We start from the raw sequence: 26,210 nt of genomic DNA on the forward strand, positions 1-26,210 counted from the left end.
GATGCCTCAATTAGTATTTGACGAAGAGAGGATCCTGTCGGTGATCGACCGGGTCGTAGAACGGACGTATAAGATGGATTTTAGCTGGGATTGGCCTGGCGGAGTTGCCTTCTATGGCGTTTGTGAAGCTTATGGGGCTACAGGCAAGGAGCAGTACCTGAGCGGGCTGCAAGCTTGGGTGGACGAGAATCTCGAAGACAAGCTGCCGAAGCTATCCGTCAATGCGGTATCCATCGGCCATTCGCTGCTCACCCTGTACGAAGTGACGCAGGATCCCAAATATTTGGATACGGCGAAGGAAATGGCGGAATTTTTGACACATGAGGCCGTCCGTTTCGACGAAGGCATTTTCCAGCATACCGTCAATTCGGAAACCTACAATTTCCCCGAGCAGGCTTGGGTGGACACGATGTTTATGGCCGGCTACTTCTTGCTCCGCATCGGAACCTTGCTTAACCGTCCGGATTACGTCGAAGACGGGCTCAGGCAGTATCACGGACATGAGAAGTTCCTGCAGGACCCGGTGTCGAATTTGTATTATCACGGATGGGATAACATCGTGAAAAACAATCTGTCCGCGATCCATTGGGCGCGCGGCAATTCCTGGGCGGCGCTCACGATGGCCAGGGCGCTCGATCTGGTCCCCGTTACGCATCCGTCCTTCATGATCATCGACGGTTCGCTTCGTGACCAACTGAGTGCGCTCGTCCGCCTGCAGGATGAATCGGGGCTGTGGCATACGATCGTCGACGATCCGGGCTCTCCGCTGGAAACGTCGGGATCGGCGGGCATCGCCGCCGCCATATTATCGCGCGGCCGTCTGTACCATAAGTACACGCAGAAATCGATCGACGGCATTGTGGCGCGCATTGCTGCAGACGGCACAGTAACCGGCGTGTCGGCCGGGACGGCGGTCATGGTGGACGCGGAAGGCTACAGGCAAGTGCCGGATAAACGCATTCAGGGCTGGGGACAGGGACTGACGCTGGCCTTCCTTGCCTCGCTGCTGAATTCGCAGAGAAATTCGTTCGGCAACGGCTGCTAATCGCTGGTAGATGGGGCTGACGAGCTCTCCATAAGGAACGCAGATGAAGAATGCATATCTGCCGCCCTTGCGGAGGGCTTTTGCTATTCTTTTTTTTGCTATTCAATACGCCTAATAACGCCTTAACAGCAACCAGTGACAGTGAGTGCAACTAATGACTGTACGCGGCAGAGCGCGGGAAGTAAGGGATTTGCTGAGGGTGAGCAGGTACTGAATGCATCTGAACATGCAGGGACTATCGACGGTAATCGTACTGTCCCTGTATGATAGGAAGCACAGTCTTCGGCCGCATGGCTAAATCCAGAGTTTTCATGTAAACTCTAAGTACTGTGAAGGAACTACATCTTGGAGGCATTATGCGATTTCGGTCTTCGTCTTATTTATTGAAGCTTATGTTATTATCCATCGTGATCGGAACCATCCCTGTGATTGTGCTGGGCACCTTTGCTTATTATAATTCCTCCCGCACCGTGCAGGAGAAAGTGAACGAAAGCAATAAGCAGCTGTTGCAGCAGATGCAAATGCGCGTCGAGCAGACGCTGAAGACGATCGATAATTCGGCAACGCAGCTGCTGCAGTCACCTGTCGTCACCGGCGCTTTCGAGAAAGAGATTTCCAATCGCGATTTCGAAATGGTGCATGAGCTGTATGAAGGCATTTCCCTGATTCAAACCTATGAGCTCGGCATCAAGGAAGTTTATTTGTACAGTCTGAACAAGAAATGGATTGTGACCAGCAAAGGGGTTAATGAATACGCCTCCCCGGACTTCGGTCCGCAATTGGAAGCCTTTTCCCGCAAGCCGGGAGGATCCTTCTGGGCGAGCAGATCGGGCGATGAGCCAAGCTCTTATGAATCCATTTATTTCGTGAAAAAGTATCCCTTTAATTCCACTCAGCCGACCGGGATTATCTGTGTGAGGCTGTCATCCGATGTAATGATGGAGCCGGAGGCCTTCCAGAACGATAAGCTCGGCAGCACGTTCATCATGGATAGAGATTTCCACATTATCGATCATCGCGACCGGGGACAATTGGGGACGAGCATGGCGGATCAGCCCTATCTGAAGCCGCTTCTCGAGGCGCAGCAAGCTGTCGGGCAATATGCGGCGGAGCTGGACGGAGAAGCCGTAACGGTTACCTACCGGAATTCACCTTATAATGGGTGGAGCTACGTCTCCGTAGCCTCAACCGAGCAGGTGAACGCGCAAAATAAATGGATCGGCTGGATCACACTGCTTGTCTGTATCGTTATTCTGCTCGTGACGCTCTTCCTTGCATGGTTCGGGTCCAAGAGAATGTACAGTCCGATTCAGACTTTATATACGGCGCTTGCCGGCATACCTTCCACGGTTGATGAGAAGAAGCCGACCGGGGAGCTTCAGGTGATCGGGGAGCGGGTCGACTATTTGATCAAGAATCAATCTCTCATTATGAATGAACTCAAAGGCCAGCAGGTGCAGCTCAAGGAATTTTTCATGCATAAATTGTTCAGCGGGACGATCCGTCCGGCGGATTTCGAAGAAAAGCTGAGCCTGTATGGTGTAGAGAAGCTGTGGCCGGTCATGTGCGTAGTTGCCATTCAGATCGACACGTTGAAAGATACGAGGTACGAAGAAGCGAATCGGGATTTGCTCATGTTCGCGATTAGCAATATCGTCGGCGAGCTGGTGCTGGAAGATCAGAGGCTGGTGCCGATTGTCCTGTCGGACTGCCAAGTGACCTTGATCGGCTCCACCCATGAGGGAGCGGACTTCAAGGAGCTGATTTTCAACTTATCCGATGAGATTCAGAAAGCTGTTTTTCAATATTTGGAGATCAAGGTGAGCGTTGGCATCAGCAGTTCCTTTAGCTCGCTGGCGAGTACCCGGCAGGCGGTACATGAAGCGATGACCTCCTTACAATACAGAGTCGGATTGGGTCAGGAGTCGATCCTGTTTATTGAAGATGTGCAGCCGCAGAAGAGCAACATGTACATGTTCCCGCAGGAAGCGGAACAAGCCTTGTTGGACGCGATTCGCTCAGGGGACCTTACGCAGGCGGAGCTGGCTCTGAAGCATTTCATCGGAGAGCTGTTCCAGCCGCATACGCAGCACCGGGACTATCAGCTGTCCTTGATGCGGCTGTTGGTCGACCTTCTCAAATTCGGACAAGAATTGTCCATTCCGCTGGAGCGGATTGCCGAGGATGAAGCCTCCTTGATTCAATCCTTATCCAAGCTGCGGGATGTGGAAGAGATGGAGCAGTGGTTCTGTTCGATGTTCGTACAGCCCTACATCCGGGAGTTGGGGAGCCGCCGCGAGTCGCAATTCAAGCATATTTCGGAAGCGGTCATCGATATGATCCGGCGGGAGTTCGATTCCGAGCTGACGCTCGAGAATTGCGCTTCCCGCATCAATTATCATCCTCATTATGTCAGCCGTGTTTTCCGTCAGGAGACGGGTATTAATTTCGGCGATTACTTAACACAGTACCGGATCGAGATGTCGAAGAAATGGCTGAAGGAGACCGATCTGAAAATCGTAGAGATCGCCGAGCGCCTGCAGTATAACAACTCCGCCAACTTTATTCGTTCCTTCCGCAAGACGGTCGGCATGACGCCGGGACAATACCGTGAAGAGGGATAGACAGCACAATGCCGCCTCATCGTCGGTTCATGATGAGGCGGCATTGCGGCGTTATACCGGACTTTATTTCTCCAGCCATATATGTTTGAAATCAATCCAGCCGTTCGAGTTGAAGGAAGCGCCTCTGACCGAAGGGTGCAGGTAGGTGTTCAACCGCCGGTGATGCAGGAAAATGATATGGCCTTCTTCGCGAAGGCGCGTCTCGATATCGCGCATATGGCTTCTGCGGTCTTGTGCGTTCTCGGCACTGAGAGCCCGATCAATCTGCTCCAGAATCCAGCCTTTGAGCGAGGCTGCCAAATAGGTGCTGGACACGCACTCATCATGCTCATACATGTCGATCTCGCATACGTCGTCCTCAGCCAGAATGATACCGGAAATCGTGAAATCGGCACTGGAAATGACGGCCGGGTCGGCCACCTGGGACCAATTCGCCAGAAACAGGTCGACGCCGATACCGAAATGATTCATCCGTTCCGCAATCCATCGCCCGTCCCGTTCATACTTCTCGTGCACGACTAGCCGCAGCTCGGTGCCGTCGTAGCCCGAACCGGCTAATTCCCGGGCGATTTCTTCGGCTGAAGCCGTCTTCCGCTCATATTGATTGCTGTCTTCCGGACGCAACGAGTAGGCAGGCAGCACGCGTTCTCCGCCCAGTTCCGCTTGCATCGCGACAGGATCGAGCAAGAGCCGCACGGCTTTGCGGAAAGCGTCGTTCTGGGTCCATCCCGGCTTATTCCCGTTCCAGGTCAGCATCGTACAGCCGTTGCACAAGCGGACAAGTGACTGCCAATCCTCTTCCGGGTTCTGTTCTTGCTCCGTTGTGTCGCCATCCTGCGTCTGCATGACGGCGGGCAAGCCGATGGTAGACATTTCCCGGCAGTCCTCCGGCATAATGATAATATCGACGCCATCGAGGTAGGGTCTCCCGGCATAATAGGAAGTATGGGCTCCTAGCTTAATGCGATGCGGCGAAAAAGATTCAAGCTGGAACGGTCCCGTTCCCGAAGGCAGCCGCCAATAATCGTCTTCGCGGAGACCTCCCAAATCCAGCGGCAGGATGGAAGCGGCGGCCGCGCACAGGAAACGGTCGAAAATCCGATTCGGCTGCGCGAGCACGAAACGGACGGTACGCGGCCCCGTCGCTTCCACAAGCTGAAGATTTCTCATCATCCAGCGATTCGGCATGGTCAGCGAGCGCAGCCGTTCGAAAGTAAAGACGACGTCCTGGGAGGTCAGCTCACGGCCGGAATGGAACAAAACGCCTTTGCGCAAATAGAATGTCCATTCCATGGCTTGTGCATCGGCGTTCCAGGCATGCGCAGCGCCGGGAACGATCCGATGGACGGTTTCGTCGTAAGTGACGAGACGGTCGAAGATTTGCCGGATGATGTGGGAGTCGAAGGCATAATTCACTTTACCGGGATCCAGTGTCTGGACGCTCCGGTAGACGGGAAAGCGAAGCGTGTCGCATTCAATATGGCCTTCCACGGATTCCTTCTGATAGCCGAACGTGCCCTTCAACCATTCGATGAACTTGATCTTGGCTTCGGTTCCTTCACCGTAGGTGCCGAGCACTTCGAATGAGGTGCGGTAGTCGCCATCCGCGGCTCTGGACGTTGCCAGGCTCAGCAGGAAGCTTTCCTTGCCGATCTTGAAAGCGATGTGCGAGCGATTGCCGCGGCCGCGGCCCGGCAGCCAGTCGATCAGATCGTCTTCTTCCAATTTCTTCAGCACAAGCTTGGCGTTCCTCGGCGTGCAGTACAGAGCATCGGCCAGCTCCTCCAGCGATGCTTCTACAGGTTCGCCATTTGCGTTCTCACCGCCGAAACGGTCGTATAAAGCCAGATAGCGTTCAGCTACCAACATGCCGATCTCCCCTTTGGCTGCAACGAAATGCACAGTATCACAGTAGCTTATAGAAGTATAACATGTAAGAAATTCCCGGACTACAGGAGAAATGCGAACTTGTGTTTATAAAAAATTAATGGTTTGGATATTGACATATGGGGCTTTGAGCACTATTTTTAACAGATAGCGGGCTTATCTGTTCGCATAGATATAGATATATATCAGGAGAGGAAAGTGGAGTGGATTATGAAACAATATAATACGCGAGCCATTATGGCATCGCTGCTCATTTGCGGCTTCATCGGCATGTTTAGTGAGACGGCGCTGAATATTGCGATAAGCAACCTAATGGACGTGTTCCAAATCTCAGCCGCAACCGCACAATGGTTGACGACGGGGTTCTTGCTGACGCTCGGCATTCTCATGCCGATGACAGGTCTGCTGCTGCAATGGTTTACGACAAGACAGTTATTCGTCTTCTCGCTTGGAAGTTCGATTGTAGGTACGTTGATTGCGGCGGTAGCCGTTAATTTCGAAATGCTGATGGTCGCACGCGTTCTGCAAGCTATCGGCATGGGGTTACTGATTCCCCTTATGTTCAATACGATCCTCGTTGTGTATCCCCCGGAGAAACGCGGGGCGGCAATGGGCTTCGTCGGTCTCGTCATTATGTTCGCGCCTGCAACCGGTCCGACGGTGGCAGGTATTCTGATCGAATATTTAACTTGGCATTATATTTTCTGGTTGTCCTTGCCGTTCTTAATTATCGGATTGTTCGTAGGGTTGAAAAATTTGGAGAACGTTACGGAGGTCACGAAGCCGCGCATCGACGTGCTGTCCGTTGTCTTATCGACAATCGGCTTCGGCGGTGTCGTATACGGGTTCAGTAAAGCGGGCGAAGGCGAAGGAGGCTGGGGCAGCCCGATAGTGATCGCTTCGATCGTCATCGGTCTCATCGCTCTCGCATTGTTCGTGGTACGCCAAATTACCATGCGCGAGCCGATGATGAACCTGCGGGTGTTCAAATACCCGATGTTCATCGTAGGTTTGCTAATGGTATTGTCCTGTATGATGATCATCTTATCCAGCATGATCATTCTGCCTATGTATCTTCAGAACGGGATGAAATTATCGGCGTTCTCCGCGGGCCTCATGCTCTTGCCCGGCAGTGCCTTGAATGGGATTCTGTCGCCGAGAATGGGCAAATTGTTCGATAAATACGGGCCGAAATGGCTTGTTATTCCGGGTCTTGCCATCGTAGCCGCGATGTTATGGTTTTTCTCCGGCATTACGCAGGCATCGTCTATCGCCTTCATCGTCGCGCTGCATATCGGTCTCATGGTCGGTATTTCCATGGTGTGGATGCCTTCGCAGACGAACGGCTTGAACCAGCTTCCGCCTGAGCTGTACCCGCACGGCACGGCGGTCATGAACACGCTGCAGCAGGTTGCCGGCGCGATCGGCACGGCTTTCGCGATCAGCATTCTGACAAGCGGCATGGAGAGTTATTTGCATAAATCGTCCGCGCCTACGGAGCTGAAAGAGGTCGCCAACGCCATGACCTTCGGTTCGCAGAACGTGTTCATGTTCGCGATGATCGTGACGTTGATCGGTTTGGCTATGGCCTTCTTCATCCGCCGCGTCGTTGTCAAACATGAGACTATGGGATCCATGCATTAAAGTTCATAAGCAATAAGCAAGCAGCAGCTGCCTTGGCAGTTGCTGTTTTTTTCATTCCGGCTGCTTATTCGCCTCAGCAATCAGCTTGACGGACATGGCGATTCCGTCCCTGAGCTCGTCCGGCTGCTTGGCGGATTCCGGGTCCAGAGAGGGGCCGAAGGGGTTCGTTGCCGTCCAAGCGGTAGCGAGAGCCATGACTACCGTCATGATAAAATTCGGGGAGAAAGCATCTCCAATGAGGCCGCTGCTTTGCGCTTTTGCTAGCTGTACGATTTTGGCATCGTGTGTCGTGCTGCGGACGTCCGGGCTGTCGGCTTTCTGTTCGAGACTGAACCAAGCCATCAGCCGCATGAGATCGGGATTCGCCATCGTGAAGTCGAAGACGCGCGCCGCGTAGCCTGGCAGATCTTCAGGCGTGAACACGAGTTCTTCATAGACGCGCGTGAGATGCATTTGAAGGACGGTCGTGAAAAGCTTCTCCTTGCTCTCGAAATAGATGTAGATCATATTCTTGTTGCATCCGGCTGTTTTGGCGATGCGATCGACGCGTGCCCCTGCAATGCCGTATGCTGCGAACTCCGTCTTGGCGGCCTCCAAAATGCGTTCGCGTGTCGCCTCTGCGTTGCGCACGGCGGTTCCCCCTTTTTCTGCTGCAATTTGGGAATACTATATCATGAACAAACTTGGGTTGACAAACCGGTTAGTTAGCCCTATATTATTACTAACCAGTTAGTTAGTTATGAGGACTGGAACTATACAAAGAAAGAAGGCATGTCATTATGACACAGCACACTTCTGCAAATACATCCGGTGCAACTACTGCTTCCGCTCCCGCTCACGCCACCGCTCCTGCTCATGCCTCCGCTCCCGCTCCCGCCTCCGCCAAAATTGCCATCGTTACGGGTGGAGGCCGCGGTTTGGGCCGCAATACGGTTTTGAACCTCGCTAAGCGGGGTATTGATTCGATCCTGACTTATAAATCCAATAAAGAAGAAGCCTTGAAGGTCGTTGATCTCGTGAAGGAGATGGGGCGTAACGCCATAGCTATTCAGCTTGACACGGGGAATGCGGGATCTTTTGAAACGTTCGTAAAGGATGTCGGTCAAGCTTTGGCAGACTTGGGGGCCGAGCGCTTCGATTATCTCGTCAACAACGCAGGTATTTCGCACCACAACTCGTTCAGCATGACGACGGAAGAAGAGCTAGATAGTTTGTACAAGGTTCATTTCAAAGGCGTGTTCTTCCTTACGCAGAAGCTGCTCCCGATTATGCGGGATGGCGGGAAGATCGTGAATATTTCAACAGGCTTGACGCGGATCATCATGCCAGGTAGCGGCGCTTATGCATCCATGAAGGGAGCGATCGAGATCTTGACCCGCTATATGGCGAAGGAGTTGGGCGCGCGGGGAATCGCCGTCAACACGGTTGCGCCGGGAGCGATCGCGACCGATTTCAGCGGCGGCATGGTGCGCGACAATCCCGAGTTGAACAAGCGGATCGCCGAGATGACCGCACTCGGCCGTGCCGGCGTTCCCGACGACATCGGGCCGATGATTGCTTCGCTGCTTTCCGACGACAACCGCTGGGTTAACGCACAGCGCATCGAGGTCTCGGGCGGGATGGCGATCTGATCCTTTAGAAAATCCTCTTCGCCGGTACAGGCCGGTCGAAGGGGATTTTTTGATAATTTGCGTGCTTGCGGCAAAGAATAATAATGTCATAGTTGCCGACCGGACTGGGTATCTGCAAGCTTGCAGAAGATGGTTGCGGTAAGGCCGCTTAATGCTGTTTCGAGCGATAGATGCGAGTGAGCGCTTTTAAGCAGCGAAAGCGGAAATATAGTGCGTTATTTTGCCCCAAACCGCCTATTCGGGGGCCGATGGGGAAATACGATCCGCTATTTCGTAGATTTCCTTGTAGAAGAGAGGAAAAATGATGAAATAAAGGCCTGTATTTCCGTCCGATTCCTCAAATCCACCTGATTGTTGGAAATAAGGTATCCTATTTCCTCTCAGTGAATGAAGTGTGGAAGGTGGAGGTGAGCGGGCAAATTGATGGAATCGTCTATGATTATGAAATGAATCCCCTATGATGAATTCGAAAAAATATTGTATCTTGTATTAGCAGCCACATTCTCTATAACTCACGAGGCTATCCATAATTGTAAACGCTGCCAATTCAACGCCGCTTGAACTGCCCATCCACATATATCGCTTCTAAGTCGTGCGAATCTAACTTGCTTCCGGTCCATGAAGTGCTGAAAACCCGCCGATTGCTTTACGATAGCTCAACGCCTCACATACATAAATACCTTCTGGCTCATAGCCTTCTTATACATGCAATGTTTCTAAGTTAAGGCTTGCGTTCAACGCTAGACTTGATGCTCAATGATTAACGCTCACATTCACAGCCTCACTCACACGACTCAACGCCTCACATATACGTTAACACTCATAACCAGCTTGTAATGTTCTGTCATAAGGTCGCACGAAACGCTCATCTTGATGCCCCACATCATGCCCATACACCACGGCCAAACACATGCTACACCACGCCAACATTATGCTGACATCATGCCCATACACCACGTCCAAACACATGCTACACCACGCCAACATTATGCTAATACACCATGCCCATACGCCACGACCATACACATGCTACACCACGCCCACATCATGCTCACGTCCATACACATGCCATACCACGCCAACATCACGCCAACATCACGCCGACACCATACCGACACCACGTCCATACACATGCCACACCACGCCAACATCACGCCAACATCACGACCATACACATGCCACACCACGCCCACGCACTAAAAGCAAATACAGCTCCCGCTCGTTACAGCCGTGAAAGGGGTGATAGCCGTCCACAAATATCTTTGATTGTTAGAATGATTGAATTCAATGGAGGTGTCTATTACCTTGCGTAAAAAGCGTAGTCAGTTCGGTTTAGCATTATACTTTACGCTGCTTCTCAATCTGCTCATGGTTCCTATGGAACAGGTGCCATCCGTATCGGCGGAAGACGCGACAAGTGCATCAGTCACGGACAACACTTACACACCCGTTGCGATCTTCGACAAAGACTTCTCTGCGACGCCTCTCGGTTTAACGGGATCGGATCTCGGCTTTGACTACTCTTCCTACACCTCAGGCACAGCTTCGGCCCTCATTGAAGCAGACCCGTACACAGGGACGCGCGCCCTTCATTTGAAATCCAACGGGATTGTCACGGATGGAACCTTGCGGAATGAATTTCAAATTAGCAAAACCTTCGGGGAGCCCTATACGGGAACGATCTCCACGGAAATTACCTTCATGCAGACCGGCACGAGAAAAGACGATCGCATCCTTCAATTATTCCCATCCCTCGGGAGCACATTCATTGTAGGCGCAGGCATAACGGCCAAAAGTGGCTTGGGATACCTCTTGTCGACAGCACCTTCAGGCTCTTTAGGCCAATATGAATTGGGCGAATGGCATACGATTAGGCTGGATATAAATACGGCAGCCCAGAAATACAGCTTGTACTACGACGGTAATATCGTACAGGCTCGAAATAATACGAACAGAAATCTTCCCAGCTTCAATTTGAAGAGGTTGGTCATTGCGGCTCCGGGCACCTCAGGCGATCTCTGGATTCGCGGCATCAAAGTGACGCACCAACCGTTCATGCCGGAGCCGCCAGCGCCGAAACTCGTTTCCTCCGGATCACGCAACTCGCGGGTGATGTGGACATCGGAACATTATTCCTACGCTTCGAAGTATCGTGTCCGCATCAAGCTGAAAGGCGAAGCGAATTGGAGACCGATTGGGAATGCGACTACTTTCTATAGAGATTATACAGGAACGAATCTGATCCCCGGGTCCGATATTAACGCTTATTACGATACCGCCAAATCGGCATCAACACCGCTCGTCAACGGTCAAACGTATACGTTGGGTTTGTCAGTCGTTACTCGCGATGAATCAGGCGTTTACAATAACGGGGTTCCGCGGGATTTTGAAAGCCCAATAACGGAATTCGAAGGTACGCCCTATGCATCGACCCCGGTTCCGACTTCCGATACGAGTGTGATTGAACAGTTGACTTCCTATGCGAATTATTACGGCTATCTATGGAAAGCGATGAGAGGGTTACAAATCGGGGATTATCCCTTCGCGGATAACAGCATCATTAAGTTCGAACAAGTACCGGACAAATATGCCAATATGGAACGAATTGTTACCACCTATAAGGACGTCATGAGATATCCGAACGGTGCAGACGGTGCAATCCAAAATCAAGTCATCGGGTTTCAAGTGAAAGACAAGACGACCGTTTATGTGGCCATTGATAAAAATGCCGCTCTACCGGCATGGCTGTCCGATTGGACGAACACCGGCGATGCGATCAAGCTGGCTGGCGTTTCGGGCGGATATACCTTCCCAATTTATAAGAAAAACTTCGACATTGGCTCATCTGTACTGCTCGGCTACAATGACTACACGAATTATGATCTTGGCAAAAACGCCGGCTATTTTGTCATGGCAGAGCGAATGTCAACCGGATTGCGGCTGAATTGGAACCCCGATGATGAATGGGTGAACACACCGGCCTATACGTTATCCGGGTCCGTTAGCGAGAGCGTTTACTTATCGGTGTATCAAAATAAAAAGCCTGTCGCTCTGCCAACGGGAGGATGGATCGGAGCCGGTACATTCAAGTTCGATATCGACCTGACACCAGGCGCGAACCTGTTTGAGGTCTATGCCAACCGTGCACAATCCGCATTCTCCGATCAGGTCGAGGCCACCGTCAATCAGGACCTTGTAGTGCCGGAAATTCGCATTGCAGCGCCGCCGGCGACAGTCAGAGATGCGGTATACACATTAGAAGGCTCTTTAAGCAAAGCAGCCCAATTATCGATCAAATTAAATGGAGAGAGCGTCGTGGAAGCCGTCTACCTAGGGGCGGACCAGGGGTTCTCCTATCCATTGACGCTGCAGGAGGGGAGTAACGCCATTGAAGTGTCCACCATAGATATGGCGGGCAATACGAACCGAATCAGTTACAAGATGACCTATCTATTCTGGGCAGGCCAAGGCGCTGTGTATGATACGAGTGGAAATGCTATACATAAGTTAACGGGCTCGCAGGACGTTTATGCAGAGAAGACAATCGTTAATTCGACGGCTGCCATGAAGAAGCTGACATTTTGGTTCGTTCTGTATGACGGGAACAATACGATGCTGGACTTCACATCGGCCGTTGCCGAGCTGAAACCGGGGGAAACCAAATCGCTGGGAGCAGGTTTTACACTGCCAGCGCAGGTCAGCGCATATAAAGTGAAAGTTTTCATATGGGACAGTTTGAACAACGTCATTGGCCAAAGTCCGTTAGCGGAAGAACTCGTCGTGCAGGAATAAGGGAGGAGGTTGTGCAATGAAGAAAGCCCTGAATGTGGGGATGATTTTGCTGCTATTGCTGCATGTATGCCTGCTCGCAGCAGCGCCGGTTGCAACGGCTGACGAACCGAGTCGATCGGCGTCATTGGCGGCACCTGCTGATGTCGCAGCCATCGCTTATGATGGCAGCGTAGAGCTGTCTTGGTCGCGAGTACCGGGTGCAGATTCCTATTCGATCAAGAGAAGCACGGTCAGCGGCGGTACATATACAACATTGACCGGCACGTCGAATACCTCATACACGGATACAAGCATTACGAACGGCACCATGTACTACTATGTGGTAACGGCTTTGAATGCTAGCGGAGAGAGCGCCTCCAGCGAGGAAATCATCGCGAACCCTGCGATGGTACTTACCGTTGCCCAGAATGGTACCGGCGATTTCTCCAGCATTAGATCCGCTCTTGAATCGATTCCAAGCAATAACGCGTCCCGGAAAATTATTTATATTAAAGAAGGTTCGTATAACGAGAAAATTACGGTTACAGCGCCTTACGTATCCTTAATCGGTGCAGGCAAGGACAAGACGCGGATTTTCTACAATGATAATGAGTTCACGCCAGCCTCTGCAGGAGGGACGGCAACCTTGTCTGTATTGGATACGGCCACGGTTACGGTCGGCGGAACGAAGGATCGGGCGGACGGCACAAGAACGATAGCCAATAATTTTTATGCAGCTAACTTGACGATTGAGAATTCGTCGGATGTGTCGAAAGGCCGGGCCTTAGCGGCGCGTGTCATTGCGGACCAGGTTGTATTTGAGAACGTGCGTTTCGTGGGGTATCAGGACACGCTCTATACCGGTGTCACCTACTACGATAAAACGAGCAGGCAGTATTACCGGAATTGTGAAATAAGGGGATCTGTCGATTTTATTTACGGTCCGGCAACGGCGGTTGTATTCGACCGTTCCGATATTGTGAGCATCAACGGCCCTTCACGATCCGGAGGCTATATTACCGCAGCAGCAACGCAGAATCCAACCGGCGATGTTCCCGGTATGGTGTTTCTGAATTCCCGCGTATTGAAAGACGGTACGACGCAGGGCAAGCATTATTTGGGCCGCCCATGGCAAGATCAGCCTACCGTACGTTATATCAACACGTGGATGGATGATCATATTCACCAAGACGGTTGGAGCGAGATGACGGATCATCTGACCTATTATTACTCCGAGTACAACAGTACGGGGCCAGGAGCAAGTCCATCTACGCGCAGGCTGGGGAGCGATACGGATTCAAGCCATTTTGCGATGACGGCTGAGCAAGCCGGACAATTTACGATCTCTCGTATATTTGGGGGATGGGATCCGAGCCGGCGGGTGATAGTGCCTAAACTGTTCGACACCGTAGTACCTATCCAGGATCCGGCACTCCCAGACGGAACGCTGGGTTCGTATACGAAGCCCATTCTCATGTACATGGAAGTCAGCGGTCAAGCTCCTGCGGCGAACCGGGTACAGTACCGTGTGGATGACGGACAATGGGTGTTCTACACGACAGAATTCGCTATAAGCTATCCGGGGACACACGTCATTGACTACCGGTATGTGGATGCACTGGGAACTCCAGGTACCAGCAAACAAGTAACCGTCAAGATCGACCCGGCGGAAAAACCGCGAACACCTGCGTTTCCAGGCGCCGAAGGCGGAGGCATGTATGTAACCGGAGGCCGTGGCGGATCCGTCTACGTCGTCAACAATCTCGACGATTATGCGGACGGAGCTGCGCCGATTCCGGGATCGTTCCGCGATGCGATCTCCCAGCCGAACCGGACGATTATTTTCAATGTCTCCGGCACCATCCACTTGGCTAGGCCGATGACGATCGGCCAGCCGAACTTAACGATAGCCGGACAGACGGCACCGGGCGACGGCATCGCACTTAGCGGCTATGCGGTGAAAGTCGGCAGCGGCACAAGTACGGAAGGCGGCAATATCATTGTCAGATATATTCGATTCCGTGGCGGCGAGTCATTGTTGGACGATACGTTCAACATCACGGGTGACAATGTTATTCTCGACCACGTTTCCGGCAGCTGGAGTACGGACGAACTGTTCTCTTCAGAAAACAACAAAAATTTCACCCTCCAATGGAGCTTCATAACGAACAGTTTGAATCACTCGATTCATACGAAAGGACCGCACGGCTACGGCGGCATTTGGGGCGGATCGAACATTACTTTTGCTCACAATCTCATTGCCAATCATATTAACCGGAACGTTCGGTTCGCCAGAGCGACGGATATTGTGAACTACCCTCAGAAGATTGACTACAGGAATAACGTCATTTATAACTGGGGGGGCAATACGGCTTACGGCGGGGAAATGGCATCAGGGATTAATATGGTCAACAACTATTATAAGCCAGGGCCTAACACGTACAGCGCATTCAGCCGAATTATCGCGCCATCGGCCGGGGATGCCGGCGGGGGAGCCTTCTACGTGAACGGAAACTATATCGTAGGCGATCCTGAAGTATCGGCGAATAACTTGGTGAAGAATGCGAACGGTTCCTACAAAGCGATAAACCCCGACTCCACGTTCACACTCAAAACGACGCCGTTCATCCTTCCGGATGCGAACAATCCGGTTGGCGGACCGACAACCACATATCCTGCTGAAGTTGCTTACGAGAAAGTGCTGCTTCATGGCGGGGCTTCGCTCCCGAAGCGGGATTCGCTGGATGCCCGGATCGCAGGCGAAGTGAAGAACGGGACCGGAAGAACGGTGAACAGCATAGCCAACGACGGCGGCTTGCCAGAATTGTTGTCGGCTCCAGCGCCGGCGGACAGCGACGGTGACGGCATGCCGGATGCATGGGAAGCGGCCAACGGCTTGAACGCCGGCGATAACGGCTTGGATGCGGCGGGCAAACCGATCGCCGGCAACCAGAACGGCAGCTTCGGGGATGCGAACGGGAACGGGTATACGAACATTGAGGATTATATCAACTCCTTGGCCGAAGCCGCTGTTCCGCTTAATCCTGTCGTTACGATCGAGACACCATCTATGCATCAAGCTTATTCCCTGCGCGATCCGATCTCTATTCGAGCGAGTGCGGCAGGGGGATCGATTGCCAAGGTGATTTTTTATGATAGAGATCAGCCATTGTTCGAGGATACGAGCGGACCTTTCGAGTTTACGTGGGAGAACGCTCCGGAAGGCCAGCATTACCTATATGCGAAAGCAGTGGATAGCCATGGCGTTATGACGTTGTCAGAGCCTGTCATCGTATATGTGAACGGCCCTGAAAACTTGGCATCCTGGACATCTCAAGATATCGGCTCTGTGAAAATTCCCGGCACCGCCAGCCTGTCCGGCCAGGTGATCAAGGTGAAGGGATCCGGTGAAATCAATCTCAGGGGATCGTCAGACTCCTTCCATTATGTTTATACGCCGGTCAAAGGGAATTTTGAAATGTACGCCAATGTGGCCTTTGATTCGGAGTATGACGAAGATGTCAAAGTCGGGTTTATGCTGCGCGAGAGCTTGGAGCCGTCATCGAAGGCAACCGGGGTTTTCCTGTCAACGGATCCGACCGATGATTTCAGTGTGGATACGAGCGGCAGGAAGATCTCAGTCATTAACCGCAGCCAATCCGCGGGCTCTTATCAGGAGCAGCTTCTCCGCAGCGCGAGCCTGAAGGCTCCGTATTGGATCAAGCTCGAGCGCAAAGAAAATAAAGTTTCGGGATACATTTCGAAGGATGGAATCGATTGGTCACTCGTGGCTTCCAATGAGGTCGCGTACGGGGAAACGGTGTATGCCGGCATGGCGGTAGACGGGGCCAAATCGACAACGAACATTGATTATTTAATGGCCGGCACGTTTACCGATTTGCAATTTTCCGCATCGCCGCAGTTTACCGTTGACAATCAAGCCAGTGACACATCGGAAATTCCGGATTATACAATTACAGGTAGTGTAAAGGATCGTGTGAAACTATCGGTCGTGAATAACGGTGTTTCGGTTACGGAAGCCGTCTATGCGGAAGCGGGACAAAGCTTCTCGAAGAAAGTCACCTTAAACGAAGGGCTGAACACCATCGTCGTAACCGCTTCGAACGAGGAGCTGTTCGGCCGGGTTTCCAGCTCGAAGACGATTGTGGTCACTTACCGGAAAGAGGCTGTCATCTTCACGCCTTCCGTCGATGTGCCGCAGGTTACGCATTCGCCTGACTACTCGTTTATGGGCAGCTTGAACAGGGATGCCGCTGTAACGGTGAAAATTAATGGCAACGTCGTTCACGATCATGTGAAAACCGCCCAAAATGTAACGTTCACAGTACGAGCTGAACTGCGGGAAGGGATGAACGTCATTGAAGTATCCAGTCTGGACGATTATGGGAATGCCGGTGTGCAAACGTATCAGGTGAATTATGTGAAAAATTGGGGAGAGCGTTTGTTTCTGGTGAAGGACGTAACACTTAGCGATCGTGCAGGCAATGCGCTTCCTAACTTGATCGCATCCGCCGATGTCGTCGCAAGCGTAACGGTTCGGAACAATTCGGCCGTCACCCAGCACGGTGATCTCCTGATCGGATTGTTCGATAAGCAAGACCGGATGGTCCGATATGCCTGGGTGTCAAGCTCGTTCGATGCCGGTGAAGAAAAACAAATGCAATCCATCCTAAGAATACCGGATCTTGTCATTGGTTACAAAATCAAAGCCTTTGTTTGGGACAGCAAGTCAAGCCGCATGAAAATTTCCAACGAAGTCATCATTCCTTAAGGAGGAATATGCTTGATAAGCTTGCGAAGATGGACGATCGTATTACTGGCCGTCTGGATGTATGCAGGAACGTTGATATCGTCAGCGTCCGCAGGAGCCGCTCCGGCTGAGATCCATGCCGCCTATGACGAACGCAGCGGTCAAGTGACGATATCCGGCGTATGGGGCGCGGAGCAAGGAGCCCTCGTTGCCGTGCATGTCATCAATCCGCTGAACCAGCTGGATGTTTTGGACCAGACGACAACGGGCGCAGACGGCTCGTATCAATTCAGCTATGTTTTGAAGCGTCGAATCGCCGGCATTTATTATGTCAATGTTAGCGCGCAGCATGCGGATCAAACCGTAGGCACAGTCTTTGAAGTGAAGACGGATCCGACGGATCCTGATCCAGGGCACGGGATTCCCCCGGCTTCAACGGCCAGTTCAGGCGGGGGAACACCTGCTGCTACACCTGATATGACGATAGATCCTGTCACCGGCATCGTCACGGCTTCACTGAGAGAAGCTCAGGTGGAGCAAGCTATTACTGCAGGCGATGGCGATTTGGTCGTTGAATTTCAGCGTGCCGAGGGTGCCAAGCAGTATGTGCTGCATGTACCGGCGAGGATGTTCGGAGCGGGCTCCGGGCATAAGCTCACGATCGTCACCGAGTTCGGATCGGTCACAGTACCAGGCCGCATGCTGAGCAATATCCCTCTCGATTCGGCGGAAGAGATCGGTTTTGCCGTTGCGCTTGCGGATACTAGCCAATTGCCGGGCGATATCCAACGGCAGATCGGCAGTCGGCCGGTTATCGCATTCAATGTGACAGTCGACGGCAAAGACGTCACTCTCGATAATCGCAATGCGGTTGTTCAAGGGGCGATTCCGTATGAACCAACGGCAGAGGAACGGCAGGACCTTGAGCACATCACGGTATGGTATATCGATCCTGCGGGTCATGCGCAAGCCGTTCCGAGCGGCCGATATGACGCAGAGACTGGGATGGTTCGGTTTACTGCTTCGCATTTCAGCTCTTATGCCGTTGTCTACGCCAAGAAGAGCTTTGCCGACCTTGACGCAGCTCCTTGGGCGAAGAAGCCGATCGAAGTGATGGCGTCCAAAGGGATCATTGCCGGCGTGTCGGATACGTCTTTTCAGCCGGCTGCGCATGTTACGCGCGGTGATTTCATGATGCTGTTAACGAAAACGTTCGGTTTTAACGCCGAGGTTACGGCTAATTTCAGCGATATTCTGCCGTCAGATTACTATTACGAAGCGGTGGGAATCGCGAAACAGCTTGGATTGGCTGAGGGCGTGCAGGAGGGCTCGTTCAATCCCCGCGATGAAATAACGAGACAGGACCTGATGGTACTGCTTTCCAGGGCGCTCAGCCAAGCGGGGATCACCGCTGCCAAGGGTACGGCAGAGGATTTGGAAGCGTTCAGCGATAAGTCGGATGTGGCTGCGTACGCAATCAACCACGTGGCATCGCTCATGAAAAGCGGCATCGTCGAAGGCAGCGGAAGTCTGCTGAATCCGGCGGGGAATGCGACCCGAGCGGAAGCGGCGGCATTGCTTTACCGGATTTACAGCAAGCTGCTGGCACCGGGCCCGGCTTCAGGCGATCCTGATATTCGACTTGGAGCGTGAGAATGAATGTTGTTTAAAATCCCCCTATCGGGGGATTTTTTTTGTGCTCGGTTTTGTGCTCGGAATTGCGGGCGGAATGGATCTACAGGCTTTTTTCATAGCAGTCAACGACTTTGCCGATAGTGGACATTTTGGACTCATAATATTGAAAACCTAGCGAAAGCCAAAAGCTTTTGGCGGCTTCATTCTCAGGAATGACGCCAATGCGCACCGCATGCTTCCCTTGCGTGATCAGGAGGCCGGCGAACTCTGCAAATGCGGCTTTGCCCAACCCTTTGGCTTTCATCTCCTGGTGGATCATCAGCAGGCCAAGCCATGGATAGCCGTCCTTCGGATTGTGCACGATATATTGCAAAATCCCGACGCTGCGTCCATCCAGCTGGATGAGCAGGCTGCCTTGTCCGGCGGCATTCAGCTCCTCTTCGAGTTCTTCGTAGGTGCGGGCCGGATTGCCGTTCTCAAGGATGTTATAAGCCGAATTCGAGTTCACGATACGGTAGATATCTTCCAGAATCGCCGGCGATGCCGGGACTAGAACCAAATCGTGTTTGAGCATTTAGTTCGCCTCTTGTTTTCTCAGTTTTTCAATAACTTGCTGACACCACTTGATATAGAGCTTCTCATATTCAACGCCGAATTCAACGACGGATATGCTGGACAGGAGAGGATCGCGCGGATTCAAGGGATCGAGAATTTGGTTAAGCTCGTTTAATTTCTCCGAATAAACAGCTAATTTCTTCTCATGTTCCTTCTGTTTCTCCTCGAACCGGGGAAGCATGTCAGCCGATTCAACAAGCCAGGAGTTGTATGCCTTCAAAAGAAATTCATCCTTCATCGTCTCCGGTTCGGTAGGCTCGATTGTCCAGCGAATCAGCTCTTGCCGCCCGCGCTCTGTAATGGCATACACCTTTCGGGCGGGACGATGATCATTCTGCTCTACGCTATGGAGAAGCGCCAGTCCTTCTTCCTCCATTTTCGCCAATTCCGGATAGACTTGATTGCTTCCCGCTTTCCAGAACGGGCCCATCCTGCTGTTCATCTGCTGCTTGATATCGTATCCGCTAAGCGGCTCCCGTGCCAATAAAGTAAGCATAGCATAACGAATAGAACTCATATGATTTCTCCTTTAAGCATAATCAGGTTCACTTAACTATATATCCGCAGGTTATTTTAAGCAAGAATTACATGGGTTAAATTTAACCTATATTTATATTGACCTATAAATAATCATGTGTTAATTTTATTATATGTTAAATTTAACCTATTGAAGTTTCGAGGGGAGAGAATGAATATGGCAAAAGGTTCACTTATCGTAGGTTGGGGAGAAATCATTCCGGGTCGTGAGAAGGCGGCGCAGGCAACGCTCAACGATGCGATGCAATACTGCACCCGATTGCAGCAGGAGGGTAAGATCGACCGTTTTGAGGTCGTCGTTCTCGAGCCGCATGGCAGTGATCTATGCGGTTTCGTTCTGATCACAGGGGACAAGGAAACCGTCGCGAAGCTGCGGACGGAAGAAGAGTTCGTCTCGGTGATCATCGGCGTGCAGCTGGTGCACCGCAATGTCAGAGTGGTGGGCGCTTATACAGGAGCTGAATTGCGAGGCTTGTTCGGAATGTGGGATGAGCAAGAAGAGAAATTGCTGGCTTAATCTATAATTGGATTCAAATGTATTAAGGGTGTCCCCATAGTCATGAATATGGCTATATGGCTTGGGGCGCCCTTATTTGAATTTCATGAAATAAAAAGGAAAATTTGGTAATATGGATGTGTGAACCGCCAATGGATCCGGTAGAAGGAGGATGTTATGCATAAGAAAAGTCTAAATAAGATCGCACTGCTAACATGCGCTTTGTTTGTTACAGTAATCTCGACCACAAATGCGGATAACCTAGATAAGATTATTAAATCTCCAGTGACGCTATGGTTAAATGACAAAGAGCACAGTCTGTCTAATGAATTTGACTTATACAATATTAACGGTAGTACTTATGTGCCTCTTCGGGATATTGTGGAACAATTAGGTGGGGCTGTTTATTATGATTCAAAATCATCCAATATTTCGATCCATTTACCGAAAGCCTCCGAGAAATATTCTTCAACGAGTTCGATTCATAATTTTGACGACTTCACACTCGAATTGCATTCATCCAAAAGTAGCTATGAAGAGAACGAAAATATGAATATCTGGGCTTCTTTAACCTATCGAGGAGCTGAAAAAATAGATTTCATCCATGGCTCTCCGGCACTTAGTTTCTCAATTACAGATCAAGATGGAGTTAAAGAAGGGGGGTATACGACTGCGTCAGCAATTAAAACTGAGTTCGATACCGGTAATCAGGTTACAAGCGATTTTCCATTGCGTACAATTTTAGAATACAATTATCGAAAAAGCGGGAAGCCAGATTACAATTTGTTTCTAGCAAATCCGGATTCCGATCCATCTTACTTACCGCCAGGAGATTATTCCATCAAAGTAAATGCAAGTTTTTTGAAGGGTGAAGGCATAGTGAATCAAAAAAATGCAAATGCAGAAATAAAAATAACTGTCAAATGAAATAAGATGTGTGAATCCCCCATCGTTTTGTGCGGCCTACGAGATGCATGAACCGTGAGACGGCGATTCATCTGATTCAATTAGAGACAGCCACCCTTCTGGGGTGGTTTTTTGTATTTGAAGTTTTTCCTTGCATACGATTACATACACACAAAATTTATCAATCGAAAGCACAAAATATATCATGTGAAAGCGCGTCCAACCTCTCTACAATTAGGCTTACAAAGAAGCAAGATCACAGGGGTAGGCACTGCATCCTTACAACTGGATCTAGGAATGAGGGAAGCACATGAGCAACATGATGCAAAAGAGAGTGCTGATATTTTCTTTTTTGGCACTGCCGATCGGACTGCTGCTGTTATTTCTGATTTATCCGACGGCGAAGCTGATCCAATACAGTATGACCGACTGGAACGGGATCAGCAGGGATCTGCACTTCGTAGGCATGGAAAACTATTTGAAAGCGTTCATGATGTCGCAGGTTTGGCAGTCGCTTAAGAACAACTGGCTTTATTTTATTATCCATGCCCTGCTGATTCCCATTGAGATCTTGGTGGCCGTTATGCTGAACGCCAAGATGAGAGCCAGCGAATTTTTTCGCTCGATCATTCTGCTGCCGTACATTATCAATGGTGTAGCGGTGGCTTACATTTTCAGTTATTTGTACAACCCGGTGAACGGGCCGATTAATGAGCTGCTGACTGTCCTCGGCTTGGAGAGCTGGATTCACAATTGGCTCAGCGATGCGAAAATAGTTAATTATTCGCTGGTAGCCATCTCATTGTGGCGGTTCGCCGGGTTTCATATCGTTCTGTTCCTGGCAGGCGTGCAGTCCATTCCACATGATTTGTACGAGGCTGCAACGATTGACGGAGCTAACAAAATGCAGCAAATCCGCTATATCATTCTCCCCGGCATACGCCGTGTCATCGAAATTATTTTGTTCTTGAACATTCGTGGCGCTCTTCAGGTGTTCGATATTCCTTTTCTCGTTACTCAAGGCGGTCCGGGTAATGCCAGCAGTACGTTCACGATTTTCACAATCAACACGGCATTTAAGTTCAACAGTTATGGTCTGGCATCCGCAATGGCCATCATCTTGATGATCATGATCATCGTATTCAGCTTCATTCAAAACTTATTGATCCGCGAGAAGGGAGATAAATCGTCATGAGCATGTCCCATACGGAGATTGCTTCCAAGCCTGTCAAAATGGGCAAAGCTGCGATGCGGTCCCTCCTCGGCAAAACGCTGTATTATGCCGTGCTAACCGTCATCACTTTGATTATTTTCGTCCCGCTGCTTGTCGTTGTATTCGCTGCATTCAAAACATCGCCGGAGCTCGCCGCCAGCTCGCCGTTCTCGCTCCCGAAGGCGTGGTCCTTCCACAATTTCGCCGTGGCCTTCGAGAAAGCGAATATGCTTGTCGGCTTCATCAATTCGCTCAGCATTACGGTTTCAAGCGTGGTGATCAATGCGATCCTGGGCGCGATGACGGCTTTCGTACTGAACAGGTTTAATTTCCGCTTCAAAAAGACGATCTTCCTCTTATTTATAATCGCGTCGGTCGTGCCATCGTATACGACGGAAGTGGCCCGTTTCCAGACCATCAAGTCGCTTGGTTTGTATAACACCTTGTTCGCACCGCTCATTATTTATGCAGGAACGGATCTCATGCAAATTTTCATCTACTTGCAGTTTATCGAGAAAATCTCTAAGCAGCTTGACGAGAGCGCCCTCTTGGACGGAGCTTCTTATTTCCGGATATTCCGCTCCATTCTGTTCCCCCTGCTGCTCCCGGCAACGGCTACACTGGCGATTATTAAAGCCGTAGATATTATGAACGACATGTACATCCCATACTTGTATATGCCATCCAAGAAGCTGAGTACCTTATCGACTGCTTTGATGACATTCGTAGGCGAACGGGCTACGTACTGGAACGAATTGTCGGCCGCCATTATTCTCGTTATGCTGCCAACCGTACTGATTTATCTGATTCTGCGCAAGTTTATTTTTGCCGGTTTAATGGACGGAGCGATGAAAGAGTAGCATCTACAACTTATGTGTAGGGAGGAATATCGATGATTAACGAGAAATTGCCGTTTATTTACTATGGCGGCGACTACAATCCGGACCAGTGGCCCGAAGAAGTGTGGCAGGAAGATATGAGATTGTTTAAATTGGCTGGCTTGAACATTGTGACGCTGCCAGTTTTCAGCTGGGCGAAGCTGCAGCCGGCGGAGGATACTTACGAGTTCGGCTGGTTGGACCGCATCATCGACACGGTTGCCCAAGAAGGTATATTCCTTTGTCTGGCTACTTCTACGGCGGCTCAGCCGGCCTGGATGTCGCACCGGTATCCGGAAGTTCTCCCCGTCGATATCGACGGCAGAAAGCGCACGCACGGATCCCGGGTCAATTTCTGCCCGAACAGCCTCGTTTACCGCCAGTTTTCACAGCGATTGGCCGGCAAATTGGCGGAGCGATACGGCAACCATCCGGCGCTGGTCGTATGGCATATCGGGAACGAGTACGGACCTCATTGTTATTGCGATGCGTGCGCAACGGCGTTCCGGGTTTGGCTGCGCAATAAATACGGGTCTTTGGAAGTTGTTAACCGTGTATGGAATTTGAGCTTCTGGTCGCATACGGTTTATGATTGGGAGGAAATCGTACCGCCTACGCATTTGAACGGCAATGACAAATGCTTCCAAGGCATCGCTTTGGATTATAAGCGCTTCATGTCGGATTCGATTATGGCCTGCTACCAAGGGGAGTATGACGTCATTAAACGGATAACGCCGGATGTTCCCATCACGACGAATATTTGGGGGCTGTTCAACGGGTTGGATTTGAAGAAGTGGGCCGAGCATATGGACGTTGTTTCATGGGATAGTTATCCGCAAATGAATGAGCCAATGAGCAACGTAGCGATGCGCCATGACTACATGCGGGGATTGAAGGACGGTAAGCCGTTCATGCTGATGGAGCAGACGCCGAGCCAGCAAAATTGGCAGCCGTACAACAGCCTGAAGCGGCCGGGTGTAATGAGACTTTGGAGCTATCAGGCAATCGCGCACGGGGCGGATACGGTGATGTTCTTCCAACTGCGCCGTTCCGTCGGGGCATGCGAGAAGTATCACGGGGCGTTAATCGAACATGCAGGTCATAAGCATACGAGGGTTTTCAGAGAGTGTGCGCAATTAGGGAGGGAGCTCCACGCGTTGGGGGACACGATTCTCGATTCGGTCACGGATTCCAAAGTTGCGCTGCTGTTTGATATCGACACATGGAATGCCGTCGAAATGACCAGCGGACCGAGCGTCGATCTCGATTATTTGAAACAAGCCCAAAAGTATTACAAAGCTTTGTACGATCTGAACGTCAGCATCGATGTGATCAGTCCGCTCAGCGACTACTCCAAATACAAGCTGATTCTTGCGCCTGTCATGTATATGGTGAAACCTGGCGTTAGCGAGCGGTTGAAAACGTTTGTGAAGCAAGGCGGCACGTTCGTCACTACGTTCTTCAGCGGCATTGTCAATGATAACGATCTCGTCACGCTTGGGGGCTATCCCGGTGAATTGCGGGATTTGCTCGGACTGTGGGTAGAAGAAATCGATGCGCTCCAGCCGGAGATGAGCAACCGAATCGTGGTGCCTGCCGCTTTCGGGGAGCTTCAAGGCGTATACGAATGCGGGTTATTATGCGACTTGCTCCATTTGGAAGGAGCGGAAGCGTTAGGCGTATATGGTCGCGACTTCTATGCGGGCATGCCGGCGGTTACCGTTAACCGATATGGGGAAGGGGAGGCCTACTACGTGGCTGCCGACCCTGAACAATCGTTTCTGGATCAGTTCAGTCAAGCGATATGCGAGCGGCTGCATTTGCTGCCCGTGCACCAAGCGCCTTATGGCGTTGAGCTGGCTGCCAGGCATAAAGACGGGCGTACGTTCACCTTCGTGTTGAATCATAATCCTTATGAGTCCACTGTTGCGCTGCATGCGCAGGCAGGGCCTTATAAGGATCTGCTGACTGAGCGGATCGTTGAGAGCTCGCTGCAGCTTGAGCCGTACGGGGTCGCGATCTTGGAAACGGCGAATTCGCTAGGCGAATGAAGCAAAGAAGATGTCCCGAGGCCTGTGGCTAAGGTGACATCTTTTTTTTGTGTGCTTGCATGGCGGAGCCGGGCGCGGGGTCCCGCGGGCGGAGCTAACGGACACAGAAGCCGCTAATTGCGCGGAAACCACCGCAATACGGAGCTAACGGACACCAGAGCGCTTATTTGCCGGATTTCGGGGCGAAATCGGGCTGGAAAGCGCAAATAGCGGCGCTGGTGTCCGTTAGAAGGTGGAAGCGGCCCGGGATCCGCGAATAAGGTCCGCTGTGTCCGTTAGCCGGCCGGAGCCGTGCCGCGCAAAGGGCTTTGCGCCCAGCCGGCGAGCCGCCGACCAGCGAGCCAGGCGCGCGGCCCCGCGGGCGGAGCTAACGGACACAGAAGCCGCTAATTGCGTGGAAACCACCGCAAAACGGAGCTAACGGACACCAGAGCGCTTATTTGCCGGATTTCGGGGCGAAATCGGGCTGGAAAGCGCAAATAGCGGCGCTGGTGTCCGTTAGAAGG

The 26,210-nt window shown here is 51.4% G+C and carries 16 protein-coding genes; 12 read left to right on the plus strand and 4 right to left on the minus strand.

The window, feature by feature from the left end:
• The first annotated feature begins 1 nt into the window (after position 1).
• Both J2X61_RS15935 and J2X61_RS15940 read left to right on the plus strand, forming a co-directional pair.
• Positions 2–1,045 (plus strand): glycoside hydrolase family 88/105 protein, encoded by a 1,044-nt coding sequence (locus tag J2X61_RS15935; RefSeq protein ID WP_310189041.1) that lies wholly within the window; start codon positions 2–4, stop codon positions 1,043–1,045.
• A gap of 356 nt (positions 1,046–1,401) precedes the next feature.
• Positions 1,402–3,669, plus strand: a complete 2,268-nt coding sequence (locus tag J2X61_RS15940; protein WP_310189044.1) for a helix-turn-helix domain-containing protein — start codon at positions 1,402–1,404, stop codon at positions 3,667–3,669.
• A 63-nt stretch (positions 3,670–3,732) separates the two neighbouring features.
• On the opposite strand, the gene J2X61_RS15945 is transcribed toward J2X61_RS15940, so the two are convergent.
• Positions 3,733–5,538: an SgrR family transcriptional regulator gene (locus J2X61_RS15945; RefSeq protein ID WP_274467701.1), complete on the minus strand. Its 1,806-nt coding sequence runs from the start codon at positions 5,536–5,538 to the stop codon at positions 3,733–3,735.
• Positions 5,539–5,766: 228 nt separating this feature from the next.
• Between J2X61_RS15945 and J2X61_RS15950 the strand changes: the two genes are divergently transcribed.
• Positions 5,767–7,200, plus strand: coding sequence for a DHA2 family efflux MFS transporter permease subunit (locus J2X61_RS15950; RefSeq protein WP_310189048.1), 1,434 nt, complete (start codon positions 5,767–5,769; stop codon positions 7,198–7,200).
• Between the two features lie 51 nt (positions 7,201–7,251).
• On the opposite strand, the gene J2X61_RS15955 is transcribed toward J2X61_RS15950, so the two are convergent.
• A complete protein-coding gene (locus tag J2X61_RS15955; RefSeq protein WP_274467703.1) occupies positions 7,252–7,830 on the minus strand; it encodes a TetR family transcriptional regulator in 579 nt (192 codons plus the stop codon).
• 149 nt (positions 7,831–7,979) lie between these two features.
• Between J2X61_RS15955 and J2X61_RS15960 the strand changes: the two genes are divergently transcribed.
• The 4 genes from J2X61_RS15960 to J2X61_RS15975 all read left to right on the plus strand — a co-directional run bounded on the left by J2X61_RS15960 (position 7,980) and on the right by J2X61_RS15975 (position 19,026).
• Positions 7,980–8,831: an SDR family NAD(P)-dependent oxidoreductase gene (locus tag J2X61_RS15960; RefSeq protein ID WP_310189051.1), complete on the plus strand. Its 852-nt coding sequence runs from the start codon at positions 7,980–7,982 to the stop codon at positions 8,829–8,831.
• Positions 8,832–10,136: 1,305 nt separating this feature from the next.
• On the plus strand, positions 10,137–12,623 hold the full coding sequence (locus J2X61_RS15965; protein WP_310189054.1) for a hypothetical protein: 2,487 nt from the start codon (positions 10,137–10,139) through the stop codon (positions 12,621–12,623).
• A 16-nt stretch (positions 12,624–12,639) separates the two neighbouring features.
• Positions 12,640–17,394, plus strand: a complete 4,755-nt coding sequence (locus J2X61_RS15970) for a pectinesterase family protein (protein WP_310189057.1) — start codon at positions 12,640–12,642, stop codon at positions 17,392–17,394.
• A 12-nt stretch (positions 17,395–17,406) separates the two neighbouring features.
• Positions 17,407–19,026, plus strand: a complete 1,620-nt coding sequence (locus J2X61_RS15975; RefSeq protein WP_310189060.1) for an S-layer homology domain-containing protein — start codon at positions 17,407–17,409, stop codon at positions 19,024–19,026.
• 82 nt (positions 19,027–19,108) lie between these two features.
• Here J2X61_RS15975 and J2X61_RS15980 read toward each other — a convergent pair whose 3' ends face one another.
• Together J2X61_RS15980 and J2X61_RS15985 are read right to left on the minus strand one after the other, a co-directional pair.
• Positions 19,109–19,582 carry a GNAT family N-acetyltransferase gene (locus tag J2X61_RS15980; protein ID WP_310189063.1) on the minus strand — a complete coding sequence of 158 codons (474 nt, stop codon included), beginning with the start codon at positions 19,580–19,582 and terminating at the stop codon, positions 19,109–19,111.
• Positions 19,583–20,140: a PadR family transcriptional regulator gene (locus J2X61_RS15985; protein ID WP_274467709.1), complete on the minus strand. Its 558-nt coding sequence runs from the start codon at positions 20,138–20,140 to the stop codon at positions 19,583–19,585. It abuts the gene before it with no gap.
• A 177-nt stretch (positions 20,141–20,317) separates the two neighbouring features.
• Here J2X61_RS15985 and J2X61_RS15990 point away from each other — a divergent pair, with 177 nt between their 5' ends.
• The 5 genes from J2X61_RS15990 to J2X61_RS16010 all read left to right on the plus strand — a co-directional run bounded on the left by J2X61_RS15990 (position 20,318) and on the right by J2X61_RS16010 (position 25,704).
• Complete coding sequence (locus J2X61_RS15990) at positions 20,318–20,677, plus strand: hypothetical protein (protein ID WP_274467710.1); 360 nt, start codon at positions 20,318–20,320, stop codon at positions 20,675–20,677.
• 156 nt (positions 20,678–20,833) lie between these two features.
• The gene (locus J2X61_RS15995; protein ID WP_274467711.1) at positions 20,834–21,583 is read left to right on the plus strand and encodes a stalk domain-containing protein; all 750 of its coding nucleotides are present in this window, start codon (positions 20,834–20,836) and stop codon (positions 21,581–21,583) included.
• Positions 21,584–21,872: 289 nt separating this feature from the next.
• Positions 21,873–22,757, plus strand: a complete 885-nt coding sequence (locus J2X61_RS16000; protein WP_310189066.1) for a carbohydrate ABC transporter permease — start codon at positions 21,873–21,875, stop codon at positions 22,755–22,757.
• Positions 22,754–23,635: a carbohydrate ABC transporter permease gene (locus J2X61_RS16005; protein ID WP_310189069.1), complete on the plus strand. Its 882-nt coding sequence runs from the start codon at positions 22,754–22,756 to the stop codon at positions 23,633–23,635. Before J2X61_RS16000 ends, J2X61_RS16005 begins: the two co-directional genes overlap by 4 nt.
• A gap of 32 nt (positions 23,636–23,667) precedes the next feature.
• Entirely contained in the window at positions 23,668–25,704 is a 2,037-nt protein-coding gene (locus J2X61_RS16010) for a beta-galactosidase (protein ID WP_310189073.1), read from the plus strand.
• The last annotated feature ends 506 nt before the right edge of the window (positions 25,705–26,210 follow it).

It is taken from the genome of Bacillus sp. 3255 (assembly GCF_031456485.1).
GTDB lineage: Bacteria > Bacillota > Bacilli > Paenibacillales > NBRC-103111 > Paenibacillus_E.

What these genes read in the sequence shown, in the direction of transcription:
- J2X61_RS15935 (WP_310189041.1), top strand. Translation starts at nt 2, where the DNA reads ATGCCTCAATTAGTATTTGACGAAGAGAGGATCCTGTCGGTGATCGAC.
- J2X61_RS15940 (WP_310189044.1), top strand. Translation starts at nt 1,402, where the DNA reads ATGCGATTTCGGTCTTCGTCTTATTTATTGAAGCTTATGTTATTATCC.
- J2X61_RS15945 (WP_274467701.1), bottom strand. Translation starts at nt 5,538, where the DNA reads ATGTTGGTAGCTGAACGCTATCTGGCTTTATACGACCGTTTCGGCGGT.
- J2X61_RS15950 (WP_310189048.1), top strand. Translation starts at nt 5,767, where the DNA reads ATGAAACAATATAATACGCGAGCCATTATGGCATCGCTGCTCATTTGC.
- J2X61_RS15960 (WP_310189051.1), top strand. Translation starts at nt 7,980, where the DNA reads ATGACACAGCACACTTCTGCAAATACATCCGGTGCAACTACTGCTTCC.
- J2X61_RS15970 (WP_310189057.1), top strand. Translation starts at nt 12,640, where the DNA reads ATGAAGAAAGCCCTGAATGTGGGGATGATTTTGCTGCTATTGCTGCAT.
- J2X61_RS15980 (WP_310189063.1), bottom strand. Translation starts at nt 19,582, where the DNA reads ATGCTCAAACACGATTTGGTTCTAGTCCCGGCATCGCCGGCGATTCTG.
- J2X61_RS15985 (WP_274467709.1), bottom strand. Translation starts at nt 20,140, where the DNA reads ATGAGTTCTATTCGTTATGCTATGCTTACTTTATTGGCACGGGAGCCG.
- J2X61_RS15990 (WP_274467710.1), top strand. Translation starts at nt 20,318, where the DNA reads ATGGCAAAAGGTTCACTTATCGTAGGTTGGGGAGAAATCATTCCGGGT.
- J2X61_RS15995 (WP_274467711.1), top strand. Translation starts at nt 20,834, where the DNA reads ATGCATAAGAAAAGTCTAAATAAGATCGCACTGCTAACATGCGCTTTG.
- J2X61_RS16000 (WP_310189066.1), top strand. Translation starts at nt 21,873, where the DNA reads ATGAGCAACATGATGCAAAAGAGAGTGCTGATATTTTCTTTTTTGGCA.
- J2X61_RS16005 (WP_310189069.1), top strand. Translation starts at nt 22,754, where the DNA reads ATGAGCATGTCCCATACGGAGATTGCTTCCAAGCCTGTCAAAATGGGC.
- J2X61_RS16010 (WP_310189073.1), top strand. Translation starts at nt 23,668, where the DNA reads ATGATTAACGAGAAATTGCCGTTTATTTACTATGGCGGCGACTACAAT.